Origin of the sequence: Georgenia daeguensis (assembly GCF_039537705.1) — a bacterium.
Lineage (GTDB): Bacteria > Actinomycetota > Actinomycetes > Actinomycetales > Actinomycetaceae > Georgenia > Georgenia daeguensis.
Genome location: NZ_BAABBA010000018.1, coordinates 1 through 16,170, shown reverse-complemented (window position 1 = coordinate 16,170; position 16,170 = coordinate 1). Strand labels below are relative to the sequence as shown.

The following is a 16,170-nucleotide window of genomic DNA, read 5'->3' as shown; positions in this document are numbered from 1 at the left end:
GGCGGAGCGACTCACCCTGGGACCGCAACGGCACAGAGAGCGCAGGCAGAGCGGCCCGCGCGGGCGGCGCCCGGCTCGGGCCGGGTCAGCGGATGCCGGCAAGACGTGGGAGCAGCGGCGTCATCGCCTCCAGGGCGTCGACCCGCACCACGTAGCGGCTGATGCCCCAGCGCCGGTGGTGCTCGGCGACGGCGTCGACGATCTCGTCCGCCGTCCCCACCAGCACGTACGGGACCGTGAGCAGCTCCTTCACGCTCACCCCGGCGTGCGCGGCCATCTCGGCGGCGACCCCCTCGGCGTCGTCGGTCACGCTCACCTGCTGCACGAGCGCCTCCAGCGCGGGCGGCACGGGCCGGCCCGCCGCACCCTCCGCGACCAGCGCCACCTGGGCGTCCACCACGTCGGCGGTCCAGCGCACGTCGTGCATGTGGCCGTCCGGCAGCGTGCGCCCGGTCCCGCTCAGGCCGACCACGTCCGCGTGCTTCCCGGCGAACCGGAGCAGCCGCGAGTTCGACGTCCCGACCGTCAGCGGGATGCGCTCCTGCACGGGCCGGGGCCGGTCGAGCCGCGCGCCGTGCACGGACAGGTGCTCGGAGTCGACGGTGACCTCCTCCCCGGCGAGCAGGTCCCGAACGGCGAGGACCACGGCCATGCTCCGCTCCACCCGCGCCGCGACGCCGGGCCGCTCGCGGCCCACCGCCCGCCACTCGGCGGGGGTGTGGCCCGCACCGAGCCCGAGCCGGGCGCGGCCGCCGGAGACGACGTCGAGCGTCGCCACGTCGGCGGCGATGTGCTGCGGCTCCCGCACGCCGCCGTTGGTGACGTAGGACCCGAGGCCGATCCGCGACGTCACCGCGCCGGCCGCGGCGAGCGCGACGAACGGCGCGGCGCCGGACCCTGGATGGTCCGCCGTCGTCAGGGCGTCGAAGCCGCGGGCCTCGACCTCCCGCGCCAGGTCGAGCCACGAGTCGCCGTCTTCAGGGAAGGCCTGGACCGTTATGGAGACCATGCGCCCAGCGTGGCGGACGGGGGTGCCGCGGCGACAGCCCTTTCGCCCCCGGCGAGCGCGGTCATGTGCCGGAGCGCGGAAACGTGCCGGAGCAAGAAGGTGCGCGGGAGCGAGAACGTGCGCGGGAGCGAGAACGTCCCCGGGACCAGGCCCCGGGGACGTTCTCCTCGTCCAGCGCCAGATCAGCCGAGCGCGTCCCGCACGGCCGCACTGTCCGTGCTCAGCAGCGCGGCGACCTCGGTCGGCACGTGCCTGCCGGACTGCGCCGCGAGCAGGTTCTCCAGCGCCACCAGCTGGTTCACGGCGGTGCCGGTCCGGCCCTCCGCGATCGCCGTGCCGGCGGCGTCGAGCAGCTGCCGCAGGCTCGTGACCGTGCCCGGGTTGGTGATCGACCCGTCGGCGACGTAGCGCTCCACCGTGGCCTGGAGGGAGTCGATCGTCGCCCCGAGGGTGAAGGTCACGCTGGTCCCGGAGCGGTTGCCCGCCGCGTCGGTGGCCTCCACCGCAAGGGTGTGGTCCCCGAGGGCGAGATCGAGGAGGTCGATCGTCGCGCCGTCGTCGACCGGGGCGCCGTCGAGGGTGACGGCGACCGCGGTGACGTCGCTGCGGGCGTCGGTGACCTCGACGTCGACCACGACGGTGTGGTGGTGGAGGTACGCGCCGGCGGTGGGGCTGACGACCGTGATCTCCGGTGCGACGTCGTCGATCACGGTGAACGTGACCTCCGAGGTGCTCCGGTTGCCAGCGACGTCCTCGGCGGTGACGGACAGGACGTGGTCGCCGAGGTCGAGACCGGCCAGGTCGACGCTCTCGCCGTCGGTGACCGTCTCGCCGTCGAGCGTGATGGCGACCTCGTGCACGCCGCTGAGGTCGTCCGAGACCTCCACGTCCACCGTGAACGTCCCGGTGTAGGAGTACGCGGCGCCCTGCGGCGTGGCGACGGCGATGGCCGGAGCGACGTGGTCCTCGGCCTGCAGCGCCGCGGCGTAGTCGCCGAGCGTCATGAAGACCGCCCCGGTGCGTCCGGCCAGGTCCTCGAGCTCGGTGAGCGTCTGCTGGTACCCGGCGAAGGCGTGGGGGTCCAGGCTGCCCTTCGTGAAGTCACCGTCGTAGGAGGTCAGCTCGAAGAGCACCTCGCACATCCCGTACCGGTCGAAGTCGTTCTCGCACCGGTCGGCCAGCGAGCTGTCGGCGTGCTGCTGCCAGTCGGAGTAGTCCTTGCCGTCCCTGGTCGGGGCGCAGAGCTCGGCGACGTCGCAGTCCACGCCGCTGTGGGCGGCGAGCCCCTGGCTGACGGGTGCCTGGCAGTTCGTCCAGGACGCCGCGCCGTTGCCGCACGCGATCTGCGACCACGGGATGTGCACCATGCCGGAGTCGTCGACGTAGGCGAAGTCCTCCCGGCCGGCGGGCTCGGCGTACCAGGCGGAGGAGACCCAGCTGTAGCCGGCGGCCTGCATGGCCTCGCCGGCGGCGTCGTCGTAGGCGTCCGTCGGCGGGATGAACCCGGTGAGCTGGTGGCTCGCCCGGTCCAGGTCGACCGTCTCGGTCATCGCGTCCTGGCCCACCTTGAGCAGGTTGAACGCGCGCGAGACGTCCATGCCACAGTCGAACTCCGCCGCCGAGGGGCCGTTCTTCTCGACGTACGGCGTGTAGACGCACGTGTGGTAGGTCCCGTGGTGGACCACCTCGAAGTTCGGGTCGTCGATCACGGAGTTGAGGAACTCGGGGGTGCCGGAGCCGGCGAGGCGCGCGGTGTCCCAGGGGATGAGCGCCAGGGAGAACGGCAGCCCCCGGTCGACGGCCTCGGTGGCGAGCGCCTCGGCGATCTCGCTGCGGTACCCCACGGACATGGCGTCCGCGCGCAGCATGATGACCGGTCTGCGTCCCCACTCCATGCGGTCGGCCTGCGCCGCCTCGTAGCTGCCGGCGCCCGGGTGGCCGGGGCGGTCGTCACGCGCGTCGCAGACGTCCCCGCGGGCGTCGCCGTCGACGTCGGACTGGTCCTCGTTGGTCGTCAGCGGGCAGTTGTCCGCCGTGTCGACCACGACGTCGCCGTCGTCGTCCGGGTCGCAGACGTCACCGAGCCCGTCGCCGTCGGTGTCGATCTGGACCGCGTTGGCCTTGTCGAGCATCAGGTCAGGGGTGTTGGGGACGGCCACGCAGTTGTCGATGGAGTCCGAGACGCCGTCGGCGTCGCTGTCCGGGGCGCTGCCGTGCAGGAGCGTGACCGGGTTGGTGATGAAGCCGGAGTGGAACCCGCGCAGGAGGTCGAGGTAGCCGTCCTGGTCCCAGTCGGTGGCCGCGACCACGTTGCTCACGAGCCCGGGGAGCCGGATGGGGGAGCAGGCGGCGAAGGAGGGTGCGGCGTCGGTGCCGGTGTTCAGGCACTGGTGGAGGGTGAACTCCCGGGCACTGCCGACCTGGCTGCCGGCGACGAGGAGGTCCCGGCGGCCGTCGTCGTCGATGTCGATGACCGTGGGCTCGTAGTAGTCCTCCGCGCCCAGGCCCGTGGTGCTGCCCTTCGCGACGACCGTCTCCGGGGCCCCGAGGGTCGGTGCGGTGGCACTTCCGACGTTGCGGTACAGGCGCACCGCCTTCTCCGCCGCGTTGGCGCCGGTGCCGACGAGGAGGTCGAGGTCGCCGTCGAGGTCGAAGTCCACGAGCTCGGGGGAGACGTAGGCGGTGGCTCCGGTCGTGGAGCCGACCAGCGCGCCCGCGGTCGTGCGCAGCGGGACGCAGTCCTCGCCCCGGACGACGGGTGCGCCCGCCTCGGCGACGTTCTCGCAGAGGAGGACTCCCTTGCTGCTGGCGTAGGTGCCGAAGAGCAGGTCCGGATCGCCGTCGCCGTCCCAGTCACCCACGGCCGGGCGCATGTACAGCGTCCACCCCGTGGTGCTGGTCGCGGTGCCGCTGGCGAAGACCGGGACCGGGGCAGCCAGGTCGCCGTCGTCCTCGCGCAGCGCGACGGCGACGCCGCCGAGCTGTCCGGAGGAGCGCAGCCCGATGACCAGGTCGTCCTGGCCGTCACCGTCCCAGTCCGCGACGGTGGGCGCCGGTGCGGAGTTCTTGTCCAGGGCGATCAGGTCGATGGTCGTGTCGTGCTCCCACGGCACGGGCGCGGCCGCGGCCCCCGGCGGCAGCGCCACGGCCAGGGCTCCCAGCAGGGCAGCTGTCGATGCGATCCCGACGGATCTGAGCAGGGCGGGACGCCCGCGCGCGGCGGTTCTCATGAGAGGGGTCTCCAGGGGGAGGGGTTTGCGGCTGGTACGTCTCGAAACGTACTCCCGGCCCGGGCCTTCCGAGGGGACTTTCGGGCACCAGGGAGCGGAAACGTCCTCCGGAGGGGACCGGCACCCTCCGTCCGGGCCCGAGGAGCGAGTGCCGCTGGCTACGCTGGACCATGGCCCCTCTGCCGGAGAAGCTGCGCCTGTCCCTGGCCCGCGGGAGCGCGGGGGACGGCGCCCCCGACTGGGTGGTGCTCGACCTCCACGGGCACTACCCGACGCACCGCAGCAACGCCCCCGTCCAGGACCTGCTGCAGCGGACCGAGTCCTTCGAGGCCCTCACGGCCCGGCTGGAGAAGATCTCCAGGGCGGCGTGGGTGCGCGGCGTGCTGGTCCGTCTCGGCGACCTCAAGGCCGGGCTCGCCACCGCGCACGCGATCGGTCTCGCCCTGGGCCGCCTGGCGGAGAGAAAGCGCGTGGTCGGGTACGTCCCGCAGGTCACCATGCGCACCCTCCTGGCGACGGCGACGCTGACGGAGGTCGTGGCCCCCGAGTCCGCCGAGGTCTCCCTGCCCGGCTTCGCCGCCGAGCAGGTCTTCTACGGCGCCTTCCTCGGCCGGCACGGCATCACCTTCGAGAACCTGCGCATCCGGGAGTACAAGTCCGCCCTGACCCGGTTCTCCGAGGACCACATGGACGAGTACAACCGCGAGCAGCTCACCGCCTACCTCCGCTCCGCGGAGCACAGCTGGCTCACGCACGTCCCGCGGGCGCGGGGCGCCGACGACGAGTCGCTGTTCGAGACGACGCTGACCAACGCCCAGCAGCTCCTCGACGTCGGGCTGGTCACCCGGATCGCGTACGACGACGAGATCGTCACCCCGGTCGACCAGCACTGGGGCCGCACCGTCGAGCTCCTGATGCCCGACCTGACGGTGCGGAAGGTCGGCCGGAAGGCCGACGGCGTCGCCGTCGTGCCGGTGGTCGGCCCGATCGTCTCGGGCCGCTCCCGGGGCACGCCGCCGCTGCCGTTCCTCCCCGGCCCGATGTCCGGGTCCGACTCGGTCGTCGCTGCCCTGCGCAAGGCCGACCGGGACGAGCACACCCGTGCCATCGTGCTGTTCGTCGACTCGCCCGGCGGCTCCGCCCTCGCCTCGGACCTCGTGTGCCGCGCCGTCGCCCGGTGCACCAAGCCGGTCGTCGCGGTCATGGGCGAGGTCGCCGGCTCCGGCGGCTACTACGTCCTCGCGCAGGCGGACCACGTGGTCGCCGACCCCTACACCATCACCGGCAGCATCGGCGTCGTGGTCGGCAAGCCGGTCCTGTCCCAGTTCGACGACCGGCACGGCCTGCGGCCCGAGGTGGTCGGCCGGGACCGCGCCCTGTTCGAGAGCCCGCACCGCCCCTTCTCCGACGACGAGCGCGCGTGGGCGGAGAAGATGATGGACGAGGTGTACGTGCGGTTCGTCGACCGCGTGGCCGCCGGCCGCAACCTCGGCCGCGAGCGCGTCGACGAGATCGGGCGCGGCCGGATCTGGAGCGGGCGCGACGCCAAGGAGATCGGCCTCGTGGACGAGCTCGGCGACCTCGACGCCGGGCTCGCCGCCGCGCGGCGCCTCGGCGGGCTTCCCGACGACGCGCCCGTCCGGACCGTCTCCGCCGGCCCGAACCTGCCCGGTCTGCCCACGTTCGGCAAGGACGCCGCCGGTGCGCTGGGGAGCCTCTGGCCGTTCGGCTCCGAGAAGGTCCTGACCTGGTTCGACCGCTCGGTGACGATCCGCTGACGCGCCGTCTCATCCCTCAGGGCTGATCCGCCGGGAAGCGTGCGCGGCTACCGTCTGCCCCACCACCGCCGGGTCGAGGAGGACCTGGCGCCGTCGAGGGGAACGGACATGTCTGGATCCGCGCTGCGCCGAGGACGGCTCCTCGCGCTGCTGGTCATGGCTCTCACGCTCGTCGTCGCGCTCGCCGTCGGGGCGAGCCCGGCGGGTGCGCACGGCAAGGGCGACGGCGACGGCGACAAGGACGACCACGGTGCCGTCCACCCGCCGGACAAGCAGTCCGTCGCCACGGGCTACGGCGGCGCCGTCACCACCCTGGACCCGTACGCGACCGCCGCGGGCCTGGAGGTCCTCGAGAAGGGCGGCAACGCCGTCGACGCCGCGATCGCCGCCTCCGCGATGCTCGGCGTCACGCGGCCGTACGACGGCAGCATCGGCGGCGGCGGGTTCTTCCTCATCTACGACGCCGAGGAGGACGAGGTCGCCTCCATCGACGCCCGCGAGACCGCCCCGCTGGCCACGCCGCCCACGGTGTTCCTCGAGAACGGCCAGCCCATCCCGTACGACGAGCGCCGGGTCTCCGGGCTCTCGCAGGGCGTCCCCGGGCTCGTGGCCGGCTGGGAGCTGGCGCTGGAGGAGTACGGCACCATGCCGCTGCACAAGCTGCTGCAGCCGGCGCGCGTGGTGGCCGAGCGCGGGTTCGTCGTCGACGCCGAGTACGTGGACCGGACCGAGGACAACCTGGAGATCTTCCGCGACTTCACCTCCTCGACCGAGACCTTCCTCGTCGACGGCGCCGCGCCCGAGGAGGGCAGCATCTTCCGCAACCCGGACCTCGCCAGGACCTACAAGCTGATCAGCCGGGAGGGCCCGGACGCCTTCTACGAGGGCGAGATCGCCGAGGCGATCGTGGACACGGTCCAGGAGCCCCCGGTCGCCGAGGGTGCCACCCGCAACGTCCGGCCCGGGCTGATGGAGCTGGAGGACCTCGACGACTACGAGGCGAAGTGGCGCGAGCCCACCGAGGTGGACTACCGCGACCACACGGTCTTCGGGATGGGCCCGCCGTCGTCCGGCGGCACCACCGTGGGGGAGGCGCTGAACATCCTCGAGGGGTACGAGCTCTCCGAGCTGCCCGAGCACGACGTGCTGCACCTGCTCGTCGAGGCCGAGGCGCTCGCGTTCGCCGACCGCGGCAAGTACCTCGGGGACCCCGACTTCGTCGACGTCCCCGTCGAGGGCCTGCTCTCCCAGGAGTTCGCGGACGAGCGCCGCGAGCTCATCCTCGAGCCGTTCGCGGCCACCGAGAAGCCCGTGCCCGCCGGCACGCCGGAAGGGGCTCCCGACGACGGCGTCGTCCTCGCCTCGGCGGCCGCCTCCGGGTCCACCATGCACCTGACGACGACGGACCGGTGGGGCAACGTCGTCGCCCTCACCTTCACCATCGAGGAGATCGGCGGCAGCGGCATCGCCGTCGACGGGTACGGGTTCCTGCTCAACAACGAGCTGACGGACTTCGCCACCGACCCCGGCCTGGCCAACTCCCCGGACGGCGGGAAGCGGCCCCGCAGCAGCATCAGCCCCACGATCGTCCTCGACCCGGACGGCGAGCCGTTCGCGGCCTACGGGAGTCCCGGCGGGGCCACGATCATCACGACCGTGCTGCAGGTGACGGTCAACCTCATCGACCTGGACATGGCGCTGCCCGACGCCATCGCGGCCCCGCGGCTGAACAACCTCAACAGCGAGAACACCAACTTCGAGGCGAGCCTGCCGGTGGCGGCGCAGGAGGCGCTGAAGGCGTACGGGCACAACCTGCCCGCCCCGACGGAGGATCCCATCGGGAACGTCAACGGCATCGAGTTCCTCGACGACGACGGCCTGCTCGGGGCAGCGGAGCCGACCCGGTTCGGCGGCGGGAGCGCCCTCGTCCTCGAGCCCTGGGCGGACTGAGGCGCCCACGGTCCCGGCCGGGCGGTGGCGTCGGCGCGGCCACCGCTCGGCCGCTCCCCGGGGCCGCGTCACCACCGCCCGGCCGTGCGCCGCGTCTCTGGCGGAGTCACCACCGCCCGGCGGCGCCGCGTCGCCCGCCGCGCACGGCGTCGCCCGCCGCGCACCGCAGCGCAGGTGACCGGGATCAGGCGACGTCGACGAACAGGTCGAGTCGCCGCGCCAGACCGAGCTTGCGCAGCACCGCGCTGACGTGGGTCTTCACGGTCGGCAGGCCGAGGCGAAGGGTGTCGGCGATCTCGGCGTTGGTGCGGCGCTGGAGCAGCAGGCTCAGGACCTCGCGCTCCCGGGGCGTGAGGCGCTCGCGAAGCCGGTCGGCGCCCGGCCGCCCGCGCCCGCCCGCGGGGCGCGGGCGCGGCACCCACACCCGCCGGCCCTCGAGGGTGGCGCGGACGGTGGCCACCAGCTGGTCGGGCGGCATCGTCTGGTCCACGAAGCTGTCGGCCCCGGCGAGGTACATCGCGGTGATCTCCTCGGCCGCGGCCCGGGCGGTGAGCACCAGGACGGCGGGACGGGCGGGGAGCTCCTTGAGCGTGCGGCACAGGTCCGGCCCGGACGACCGGCCCTCGAGCCGGACGTCGAGGACGACGAGGTCGGGGCGCCGGAGGTCGACGGCCCGGACGGCGTCCTCCACCCGCGCCGCCTCGCCGACGACCGCGAGGTCAGGCTCCTCGGCGAGCACGGCCCGCAGGCCGAGCCGGACCACGGGGTGGTCGTCGACGAGCACGATCTCCGCCATTGCGCCTCCGCCCCAGGCACGGTGAGGCCCAGCCTGCCGGTCGGCGGGCGCCCCCGGCAAGGGTGGTTGCGGGTGATCCGGGCCGGTGAGGGTGAGCCCGCTCGGAGACCAAGGCCGCTACCGGACGGGCCGGGCGCCTCTCTGCGACCAACGTCCTTCCGAAATGTCGGAAGGGCGTGCCAAGGTGTCGATGTCGTCGGCGATCGAAGGAGATCAGCATGGACAGGTTGGAGGGGCGCGTCGCGCTCATCACCGGCGCGGCGAGCGGCATCGGCCGCGCGACCGCGGAACGGCTCGCCCGGGAGGGTGCCGCCGTGGTCATCACGGACATCCAGGACGAGGCCGGTGCCGTCGCCGCGAGGGAGTTCGGCGAGTGGGGCGCACGTGCCGTCTTCGTCCACCACGACGTGACGTCCGAGGAGCACTGGACGACCGCCGTCGCACGGGCGAAGGAGGAGTTCGGCGCGCTCGACATCCTCGTGAACAACGCCGGCATGGGCGATCTCAAGACGATCGAGGACACCACCCTCGCCGAGTGGGAGCGCACCGTCGCCATCGACCAGACCGGAGTCTTCCTCGGCATGAAGTACGCCGCCGAGGCGCTCGCCGCGTCCGGGCACGGCTCGGTGATCAACATCAGCTCCATCTTCGGCACCTCGGGCGGCTTCGGCACGTCCCCGGCGTACCACGCGGCCAAGGGTGCGGTGCGGACGCTGACGAAGAACGTGGCCCTGCACTGGGCGGAGAAGGGCGTGCGGGTGAACTCGATCCACCCCGGGTTCATCGCGACCCCGATCCTCGAGCAGGCCAAGGGCACCCCGGTGGAGCAGGGCATGATCGCCCTGACGCCGATGGGGCGGCTCGGGAGGCCGGAGGAGATCGCGGCCGGCGTCGCGTACCTCGCGAGCGACGACGCCTCGTTCGTGACCGGGCTCGAGCTGTACATCGACGGCGGCTACATGGCGCGCTGACACATGGCGCGGCGACCGCGCCCGGCCCTACCGTGGAGGCATGACCTCCACCCCCTCGGACGTCCCGCGCTACCCGCACGGCGTGCCCGCCTGGATGGACCTGCTGACCGCCGAACCCGTCCCGGCCGCTGAGTTCTACGGCCACCTGTTCGGGTGGCGGTTCCGGGAGCTTGAGGACGCCCCCCGCCCGTACCGCGTGGCGAGCCTGCCGGAGGGTGGTGACGTCGCGGGCGTCGGTGCCCTCGCCATCGGCAACCCCGGCTGGACCATGTACGTCCGGGTGGACGACCTCGACGCGATCGAGCACCGGGTGCGCGACGCCGGTGGGCTCGTGCGCGAGCCGTCCCACGAGGCGTTCGACGGCGGCCGGCGCACCCGGTTCGAGGATCCGGCCGGAGCGGTCTTCGGCGCCTGGGAGGGCGGACGTCACGCGGGCGCCGAGGTCGTGAACGTGGCGAACTCGTGGAACTTCAACGAGCTGCACACCCCCGACCTCGAGGCGGCCGCGGCGTTCTACGGCAGCGTCTTCGGGTGGGAGACCACCGAGGTCGGGCCCGACCTGCGGATGGTGCGCCGCCCGGGCTACTCCGACGTCCTCGAGCGGCACGACCCCGGGATCCGCGCCCGCCATGCGGAGGCCGGCGCCCCGCCCGGCTTCACGGACGCCGTCGCATGGATCGCGGCGACGGCGGAGGAGACCCCGCGCTGGAACGTCACCTTCGCCGTCGACGATCCCGACGGCGTGGCCGCCCGGGCCCGCGAGCTCGGCGGGTCGGTGGCGACGGAGCCGTTCGACGTGAGGGGCTCGCGGGTGGCCGAGCTCGCCGACCCCCAGGGGTTCCCGTTCACGGTCAGTCGCTGGAGCCCCGGCTGAGCGCCGGTCAGCGCGCCTGGATGCGCTGGTAGGTCTCGAGGAACCGCTCGACCGGCATGCCCGCGACGGTGCGCGCGAGCAGCTCGTGGTCGACGTCGGCCGGCTTCCTCAGCCGCAGGCAGGACTTGCCCATGTCGACCCGGCCGGTGCTGGCTCTCCAGGTGGTGCGGAAGGTCTCGGCCTCCTCCGGCACGGAGTACACGCCCATCAGGTAGACCGACACGTAGTTCTTCTGGGCGCCGATGCTGACGTAGCTCAGCGGCTGGCCGTTGTAGGTGTCGGGGAACCGCTCCAGCGGGACGACCCAGCCGGGCATGCCCCAGTGCATGCCGAGCTCATAACCCGCCGGCATCGCGGCGGCGACGGTTCCGAAGACGTCGCGCACCAGGCTCCGCCGCGGCTCGGGGGCGGCGTCGAGGTACGCGGCGACGTCGTCGGCGGGCACGGTGGTCTCGGACGCGTTCATGGGGGCCAGTCCACCACGATCCGCCCACACGCAGGGCGGCGGACCGCCCACCCCGACGAGGTCGACGGCCCGCGCACCCCGACAGAAGGCGACGGCGCCCGGCAGGGTGCGGGACGCCGTCGCCATTTCCGTGGGTCGTGGTCACCCGCGTGACGGGCCACCGCGCCCTGAGCTGCCTAGCCGCGGCTGCGCTTCACGACGTCGAAGTCGTAGCTCGCGTCAAGGACCGCCAGGTCCCCGGTGGGCAGGTTCGACACCGAGACCACGAAGTCGGAGCTCGGTCCGTTGGCGCACCGGGTGTCGAGCACCGGGGTGGTGATCGTGTCACCGGTGAAGCGGTACACGAAGTTCCCGGCGCCGTCGGTGATCTCGCCCGCGGAGTCGGTGCCCGGGGTGAGGTCGCAGCTGGAGATGACCTGGAGGGTCCAGTTGTTGTCCTGCCTCCCGTCGGTCTCCACCCAGCCGTCGCCCTCCGGGGCGACCGTGGCGGCCGTGCCGTTGACCGCGACGTCGTCGACGAACCAGCCGGTGTCGAGGTACGCCGCGTCGGTGGAGTAGCGCCACCGCAGGTCCGTGGCCCCCGCCGGCACGGTCACCGAGTACTGGAGGTACTGCGGCTCGTCCACGAAGTACGCCCCGCCCGAGGTGCCGGTGATCCCGTTGCCCTCGGTGTTGTTGCCGTGCGGGTCGTCGTCGGTGGAGACCGTCTCGCCGGTGGCCACGTCGGTCACCGGGACGGTGACCCACACGCCGTCCACGAGCGCCTCGACGAAGCCGTAGTCCCAGCCCTCCTCGATGAAGTGCCAGTTCCAGAAGGTCACGGTGTCGCCGCCGGTCACGGCGGTCTCCAGCCCGAGCACGGTGTCGGACTGGCTCGCGTACCCGCCCCACCAGTGGGTGGCGCCGGAGTGCGGCGCGACCTCGGAGGAGGCCTCACCCTCGAAGTCGAGGGAGACGGAGGGTCCGGGGTTGCGGAACTTCTCGTAGGAGACGCCGAACGGCAGTGCGTCGCCGGCGGGCCGGTTGGCCAGCCGGTCCCACTTCGCCTCCGGCTGGGAGCCGATGTAGCTGCCCCGGTCGTCCCAGAACTCGTCGTTGGCGATGTCGATCGTCCACCCGCCCGAGGCCGGGCCGAGGTCGAAGTTCTCGAGGTCCCACAGCGCCGAGTCCTCGTCGTCGAGGTACATCGTCACGGCCCAGTCCTGGAACAGCTCAGCGGCGGACGCCAGGTCGGCGCCGGTGCGGGCGATGAACTCGTCGATGGCGTTCTGGACGCCCTCCATCGAGTCGGCCTCCTCGGCGAAGATCAGCTTGATCAGCAGGTCGCCGGCCGCGTCGTCGTACTGCAGGTCCGGGGTCAGGTCACCCCCGCCGTTGCCCCCGGCCTGCTCCCACAGGTAGGCGAAGTAGCTGAAGGACGCGCCGTAGTTCTCCAGGCCGCCGCCCCACCGCGTCAGCGAGGTCTCCCGGTGGAAGACCTGCTGGTAGGTCAGGTGGCTGCCGGTCATGTCGAAGCCGTTGAGGAACGCGGCCATGTCGGCCAGACCCTCGTCGACCCACGACAGCTCCCCGGCGTCGGAGTAGTTCATGAGCAGGTGCTCGAGCTCGTGGGCGATGACGCCCTCGTAGAGCTCGGGGCGGTCGTTGGCCGGGTCGCCGTCGCTCCACGGGGCGTCGCTCGGGTCCTCGCCCACCCGGTTGTCCCACTCGAGGGCGTCGAGGACGATGACGTTCATGCCCAGCGACGTCATGAAGTCGGGCGCGAAGTAGCCGGCGGTGTAGGACGTGACCGAGCAGTCGTAGTAGAAGTCGTCCTGGACGTTGTAGACCAGGGTGACGAGGGAGTCGCTGGCGGGGTCGTCCGGGTTCGCCGGGCCCATCTCCCCGAAGTGCTCCTCGTTCACCTGGACGATCTGGTCGGCCAGCGTGTCGCCGAGGTAGTCGATCTGCGCCTGGGTGAGCTCGTAGTCCTCGGCGCTGCGGTCGGCGCACGGGACGAACTCGTCGTCGGGGTTGTGGTCGAAGGACGGGTCGAGGCTGTGCACGCCCTCCGCGCCCTCCAGCGCACCGACGGGGACGTAGACGTAGACCGGGGTGCCGTCCGCGGTCGCGCCGTCGTAGGCCAGCTCGAACGGCTGGTAGTAGGTGCCCCCGGCGGCGCTGTCGTTGATCGGCACCGTGATCTGGGCGTCCCCGGCGCTGCCGAGGTCGGCGGGCGGCTCCGCCGAGTGGTCGGCCGCGGCGGGCGCCGCGAGGCCGGCGAGTGCGAGTGCGGCGGCCGAGGCTCCGACCACCGCACGGGTGACTGACTTGCTCATCGTTCCCCCTCCCGCCCCTTTCCGGGGCGAGGTCGGCGGGTCGGGAATGGAGCAGCGAGGTCGTCGACGACCCCACCCCGGCCCGGACGAACCGGGCACGGCGTCGTGCCCGGGCCGCCAAGGTAGCGGCACCGTCCCGAGGAATCCAGAGGTTGTCCGGATTTAACCCGGATGAAAACGCGGCCGGCCGGCGCCACGGGGGCGCCGGCCGGCGGTCGGTCAGTCGCGGGGATCGGCGATCGCGCCCCGGGCGGAGCTGCGGTCAGCCCCTGCCCCGGGGTCGGGATCAGCGGCCCGGGTGCTGCGCGTCGGCGAAGTCCTCGGCCGCGGCGACGGCGATGTCGGGGTGGTCGGAGAAGATCCCGTCCATGCCGGCCTCGAGGAAGACCGTGATCTCGCCGGCCAGGTCGCCGTGCTCGGCGGGGTCGGCGGAGGAGCGGAACTCCGTGGGCAGGAAGGTGTTCTCCGCCCGGAAGGTCCAGCCGTGAACCTCGAGGCCAGCGCGGTGGGCGTCCTCGATCACCGGTGTCGGCTCGCCCAGCGTGCCGTCGGCGTTCCGCGGGATCATGACGTCCTTGCACGCGCCGAGGATGTCCGCGTACTCCGCGATGCCCTCGAGGCCCTCGGCGGTGGTGAGGTCCTTGTAGGTGCGGGAGTCGCCGGCGGCGACGAGGTCGTACGGGGCTCCCGAGCAGTTGACCAGCTGGGCCAGCGCCACGTCGGTCAGGCCGTCCAGGTCCTTCAGGTTCCCGGTCTCGAAGCTCTGGATCACCACCGGGTCCTGCTTGTCTCCGTAGCCGTTGGCCTCGAGGATCTCGGCGACGCTCTCCTCCATCGACAGCCCGACGGAGTCGAAGTAGGTGGGGTGCTTGATCTCCGGCGCGATGCCCATCGGCTCGCCGTCGCAGGTGCGGGAGTGGCGGGCGAGGTCGACGACCTCCTCGAACGTCGGCACCACGTAGAGGCCGTCGTACGCCGTGTTCGCGGGCCGGGTGGCGGGGATGCGCTCCTTGGCACGCAGGGTGCGCAGCTCGGCGAGCGTGAAGTCCTCGGTGAACCAGCCGGTCAGCTGCGCGCCGTCGATCGTCTTCGTGGTGCGGCGGTCGGCGAACTCGGGGTGGTCGGCGACGTCGGTGGTGCCGCCGATCTCGTTCTCGTGGCGGGCGACGAGCACGCCGTCCTTGGTGGAGACGAGGTCGGGCTCGATGTAGTCGACGCACTGGTTCATCGCGAGCTCGTACGCGGCGAGGGTGTGCTCGGGCCGGTAGCCGGAGGCGCCGCGGTGCCCGATCACCTCGGCCGGGTCGTTCGACCCGGCCTGGGCGCCGCTGGCGCCGCCACGGTTCGTCGGCTCGAGGTCGAGGACGATCATCTCGGTGTCGTCCGGCGTGCCCGGGTAGCGGGCGTCGTTGCCGGGGTAGTTGTTGTCGTTGCCGACGAGCAGACGCCCGTCGGCGAGCTGGAGCACCACCTCGACGGACTGCATCGGGAAGGCGAACTCCTCGCCGACGCCGTACGCGCCCGCCGAGGACTCGGTCCCGATGAGGTGGGGGTTGGCGATGTCGAGGAGGTCGACGACGAGCTCCTTCTCGACGTAACCGGCGTCGTCCGTGCTGCGCAGGTCGATCTCGTACACGCGCTTGGTCACCGAGGCGGGCCCGTCGAAGTCGTCCCGCTCGAGGATGAGCAGGCGGTCGTTCTTCACCATGAAGGCGTCGCCGACGAGGTTGGCGTCGGTGTCGGCCTCGTACTGCCAGGTCGCCCCGGTGTACTCGCCCGTGGTGGTGTCGAACTGGAAGATCCAGCGGCGGCGCTGCTCGTCGTCGTCGGTGATCGCGCCCTCGAGGATCGGGTAGAGGTAGCGGCCGTCCTTCGAGCCGGCCATCGCCTCGAAGCCCTTGGAGCTGCGGATCAGGGGCTCCTCGCCGTCTGCCAGGTACGGGCTCTGCGGGGACTCGAGCTCGCCGTCGGCGCCCTCGCGCAGGTCCGGGAGCGGGACGGGCGCCTCGAGCAGCTTGCCCGTGGCGTCGACGTGCAGGAGGAACGGCCCGAACTCCTCGCCGATCCAGAACGTGCCGTCCTCGGCGCGCACCAGCGACTCGACGTCGAAGTCGTTGCCGGTGAGCAGGCGCTCCTCGGTGCCCTCGTTGACGATCGGGAAGTCGATGTGGCCATCAGGGTCGCGCAGGGAGATGAACTCGTCGACGGCGATCTCGCCGGCCCCGCCGTCCACGGTCTCCCAGTCCGGGGTCACGCGGTAGACGCGCAGGAGAAAGTCCGCGGAGTTCTGCTTGTTGCCGAAGCCGTTGTCCGGCATGGCCCAGAACGAGCCGTCGCCGTTGTCGACCATGGCGGAGAAGCCCGGGATGACCTGCCCGTCGAACGGACCGGTCCGGCCGTTGGCCGGCGTGACCGCGGCACCCGACGCCGGACCCTCCGCGAGGTGGTCGGCGGAGAGGGTGGCGCGCTGCTCGAGCGTGGGGACCAGGTGGGGGCCGCGGCCCCGGTCTGAGGTGGCGGCGGCGGAGGCGGCGGGAGCCGGTGCGGCCGCGGCCACCATGGGCACGGTGAGGACGGTTGCCGCGGTCAGCGCTGCGGCTGCGAGTGTTGTACGCATGGGCCCGAAAATAGGCTCTTCAGAATTGAGGGTGTAGTCGGGGTCTGAATCCGCCGGCCTCGAGGAGTGATCGGGCGATGTAGTTGGTGAGGTTGCGGAAGCCGAGGGCGGAGCCGCGCAGGTGCTCGAGTCGGCCGTTCATCGCCTCGGTAGGGCCATTC

General features: G+C 72.5%; 11 protein-coding genes. 4 read left to right on the top strand and 7 right to left on the bottom strand.

Annotated features, from left to right (window positions below; all coding sequences use genetic code 11):
• Window positions 1–85: 85 nt before the first annotated feature.
• The gene (locus ABD774_RS15905) at window positions 86–1,009 is read right to left on the bottom strand and encodes an LLM class flavin-dependent oxidoreductase (RefSeq protein WP_345043224.1); all 924 of its coding nucleotides are present in this window, start codon (window positions 1,007–1,009) and stop codon (window positions 86–88) included.
• A gap of 182 nt (window positions 1,010–1,191) precedes the next feature.
• The gene (locus ABD774_RS15900) at window positions 1,192–4,239 is read right to left on the bottom strand and encodes an FG-GAP-like repeat-containing protein (protein ID WP_345043221.1); all 3,048 of its coding nucleotides are present in this window, start codon (window positions 4,237–4,239) and stop codon (window positions 1,192–1,194) included.
• Between the two features lie 170 nt (window positions 4,240–4,409).
• Here ABD774_RS15900 and ABD774_RS15895 point away from each other — a divergent pair, with 170 nt between their 5' ends.
• Entirely contained in the window at window positions 4,410–6,017 is a 1,608-nt protein-coding gene (locus ABD774_RS15895) for a S49 family peptidase (protein WP_345043219.1), read from the top strand.
• A gap of 108 nt (window positions 6,018–6,125) precedes the next feature.
• On the top strand, window positions 6,126–7,967 hold the full coding sequence (ggt, locus tag ABD774_RS15890) for a gamma-glutamyltransferase (protein ID WP_345043216.1): 1,842 nt from the start codon (window positions 6,126–6,128) through the stop codon (window positions 7,965–7,967).
• A gap of 184 nt (window positions 7,968–8,151) precedes the next feature.
• Here the strand turns inward: ggt and ABD774_RS15885 are convergent, their stop codons facing one another.
• Window positions 8,152–8,763, bottom strand: coding sequence for a response regulator (locus ABD774_RS15885; RefSeq protein ID WP_345043213.1), 612 nt, complete (start codon window positions 8,761–8,763; stop codon window positions 8,152–8,154).
• Between the two features lie 218 nt (window positions 8,764–8,981).
• On the opposite strand from ABD774_RS15885, the gene ABD774_RS15880 reads away from it, so the two are divergent.
• Window positions 8,982–9,734, top strand: coding sequence for an SDR family NAD(P)-dependent oxidoreductase (locus ABD774_RS15880; protein WP_345043211.1), 753 nt, complete (start codon window positions 8,982–8,984; stop codon window positions 9,732–9,734).
• 40 nt (window positions 9,735–9,774) lie between these two features.
• Window positions 9,775–10,608 (top strand): VOC family protein, encoded by an 834-nt coding sequence (locus tag ABD774_RS15875; RefSeq protein WP_345043209.1) that lies wholly within the window; start codon window positions 9,775–9,777, stop codon window positions 10,606–10,608.
• Between the two features lie 7 nt (window positions 10,609–10,615).
• On the opposite strand, the gene ABD774_RS15870 is transcribed toward ABD774_RS15875, so the two are convergent.
• The 4 genes from ABD774_RS15870 to ABD774_RS15855 form a co-directional block, all read right to left on the bottom strand.
• The gene (locus ABD774_RS15870; RefSeq protein ID WP_345043207.1) at window positions 10,616–11,074 is read right to left on the bottom strand and encodes a DUF1801 domain-containing protein; all 459 of its coding nucleotides are present in this window, start codon (window positions 11,072–11,074) and stop codon (window positions 10,616–10,618) included.
• Between the two features lie 176 nt (window positions 11,075–11,250).
• On the bottom strand, window positions 11,251–13,392 hold the full coding sequence (locus tag ABD774_RS15865) for a hypothetical protein (RefSeq protein WP_345043204.1): 2,142 nt from the start codon (window positions 13,390–13,392) through the stop codon (window positions 11,251–11,253).
• 286 nt (window positions 13,393–13,678) lie between these two features.
• Window positions 13,679–16,009 carry an esterase-like activity of phytase family protein gene (locus ABD774_RS15860; protein ID WP_345043202.1) on the bottom strand — a complete coding sequence of 777 codons (2,331 nt, stop codon included), beginning with the start codon at window positions 16,007–16,009 and terminating at the stop codon, window positions 13,679–13,681.
• A gap of 19 nt (window positions 16,010–16,028) precedes the next feature.
• Window positions 16,029–16,170: transposase (locus tag ABD774_RS15855; RefSeq protein WP_345043396.1), on the bottom strand; the 142-nt coding region annotated here is incomplete at its 5' end.

Excerpts from the sequence above, each read along its gene's own strand:
- ABD774_RS15900 (WP_345043221.1), bottom strand. The coding sequence starts at position 4,239 with ATGAGAACCGCCGCGCGCGGGCGTCCCGCCCTGCTCAGATCCGTCGGG.
- ggt (WP_345043216.1), top strand. The coding sequence starts at position 6,126 with ATGTCTGGATCCGCGCTGCGCCGAGGACGGCTCCTCGCGCTGCTGGTC.
- ABD774_RS15880 (WP_345043211.1), top strand. The coding sequence starts at position 8,982 with ATGGACAGGTTGGAGGGGCGCGTCGCGCTCATCACCGGCGCGGCGAGC.
- ABD774_RS15885 (WP_345043213.1), bottom strand. The coding sequence starts at position 8,763 with ATGGCGGAGATCGTGCTCGTCGACGACCACCCCGTGGTCCGGCTCGGC.
- ABD774_RS15895 (WP_345043219.1), top strand. The coding sequence starts at position 4,410 with ATGGCCCCTCTGCCGGAGAAGCTGCGCCTGTCCCTGGCCCGCGGGAGC.
- ABD774_RS15870 (WP_345043207.1), bottom strand. The coding sequence starts at position 11,074 with ATGAACGCGTCCGAGACCACCGTGCCCGCCGACGACGTCGCCGCGTAC.
- ABD774_RS15905 (WP_345043224.1), bottom strand. The coding sequence starts at position 1,009 with ATGGTCTCCATAACGGTCCAGGCCTTCCCTGAAGACGGCGACTCGTGG.
- ABD774_RS15875 (WP_345043209.1), top strand. The coding sequence starts at position 9,775 with ATGACCTCCACCCCCTCGGACGTCCCGCGCTACCCGCACGGCGTGCCC.
- ABD774_RS15860 (WP_345043202.1), bottom strand. The coding sequence starts at position 16,009 with ATGCGTACAACACTCGCAGCCGCAGCGCTGACCGCGGCAACCGTCCTC.
- ABD774_RS15865 (WP_345043204.1), bottom strand. The coding sequence starts at position 13,392 with ATGAGCAAGTCAGTCACCCGTGCGGTGGTCGGAGCCTCGGCCGCCGCA.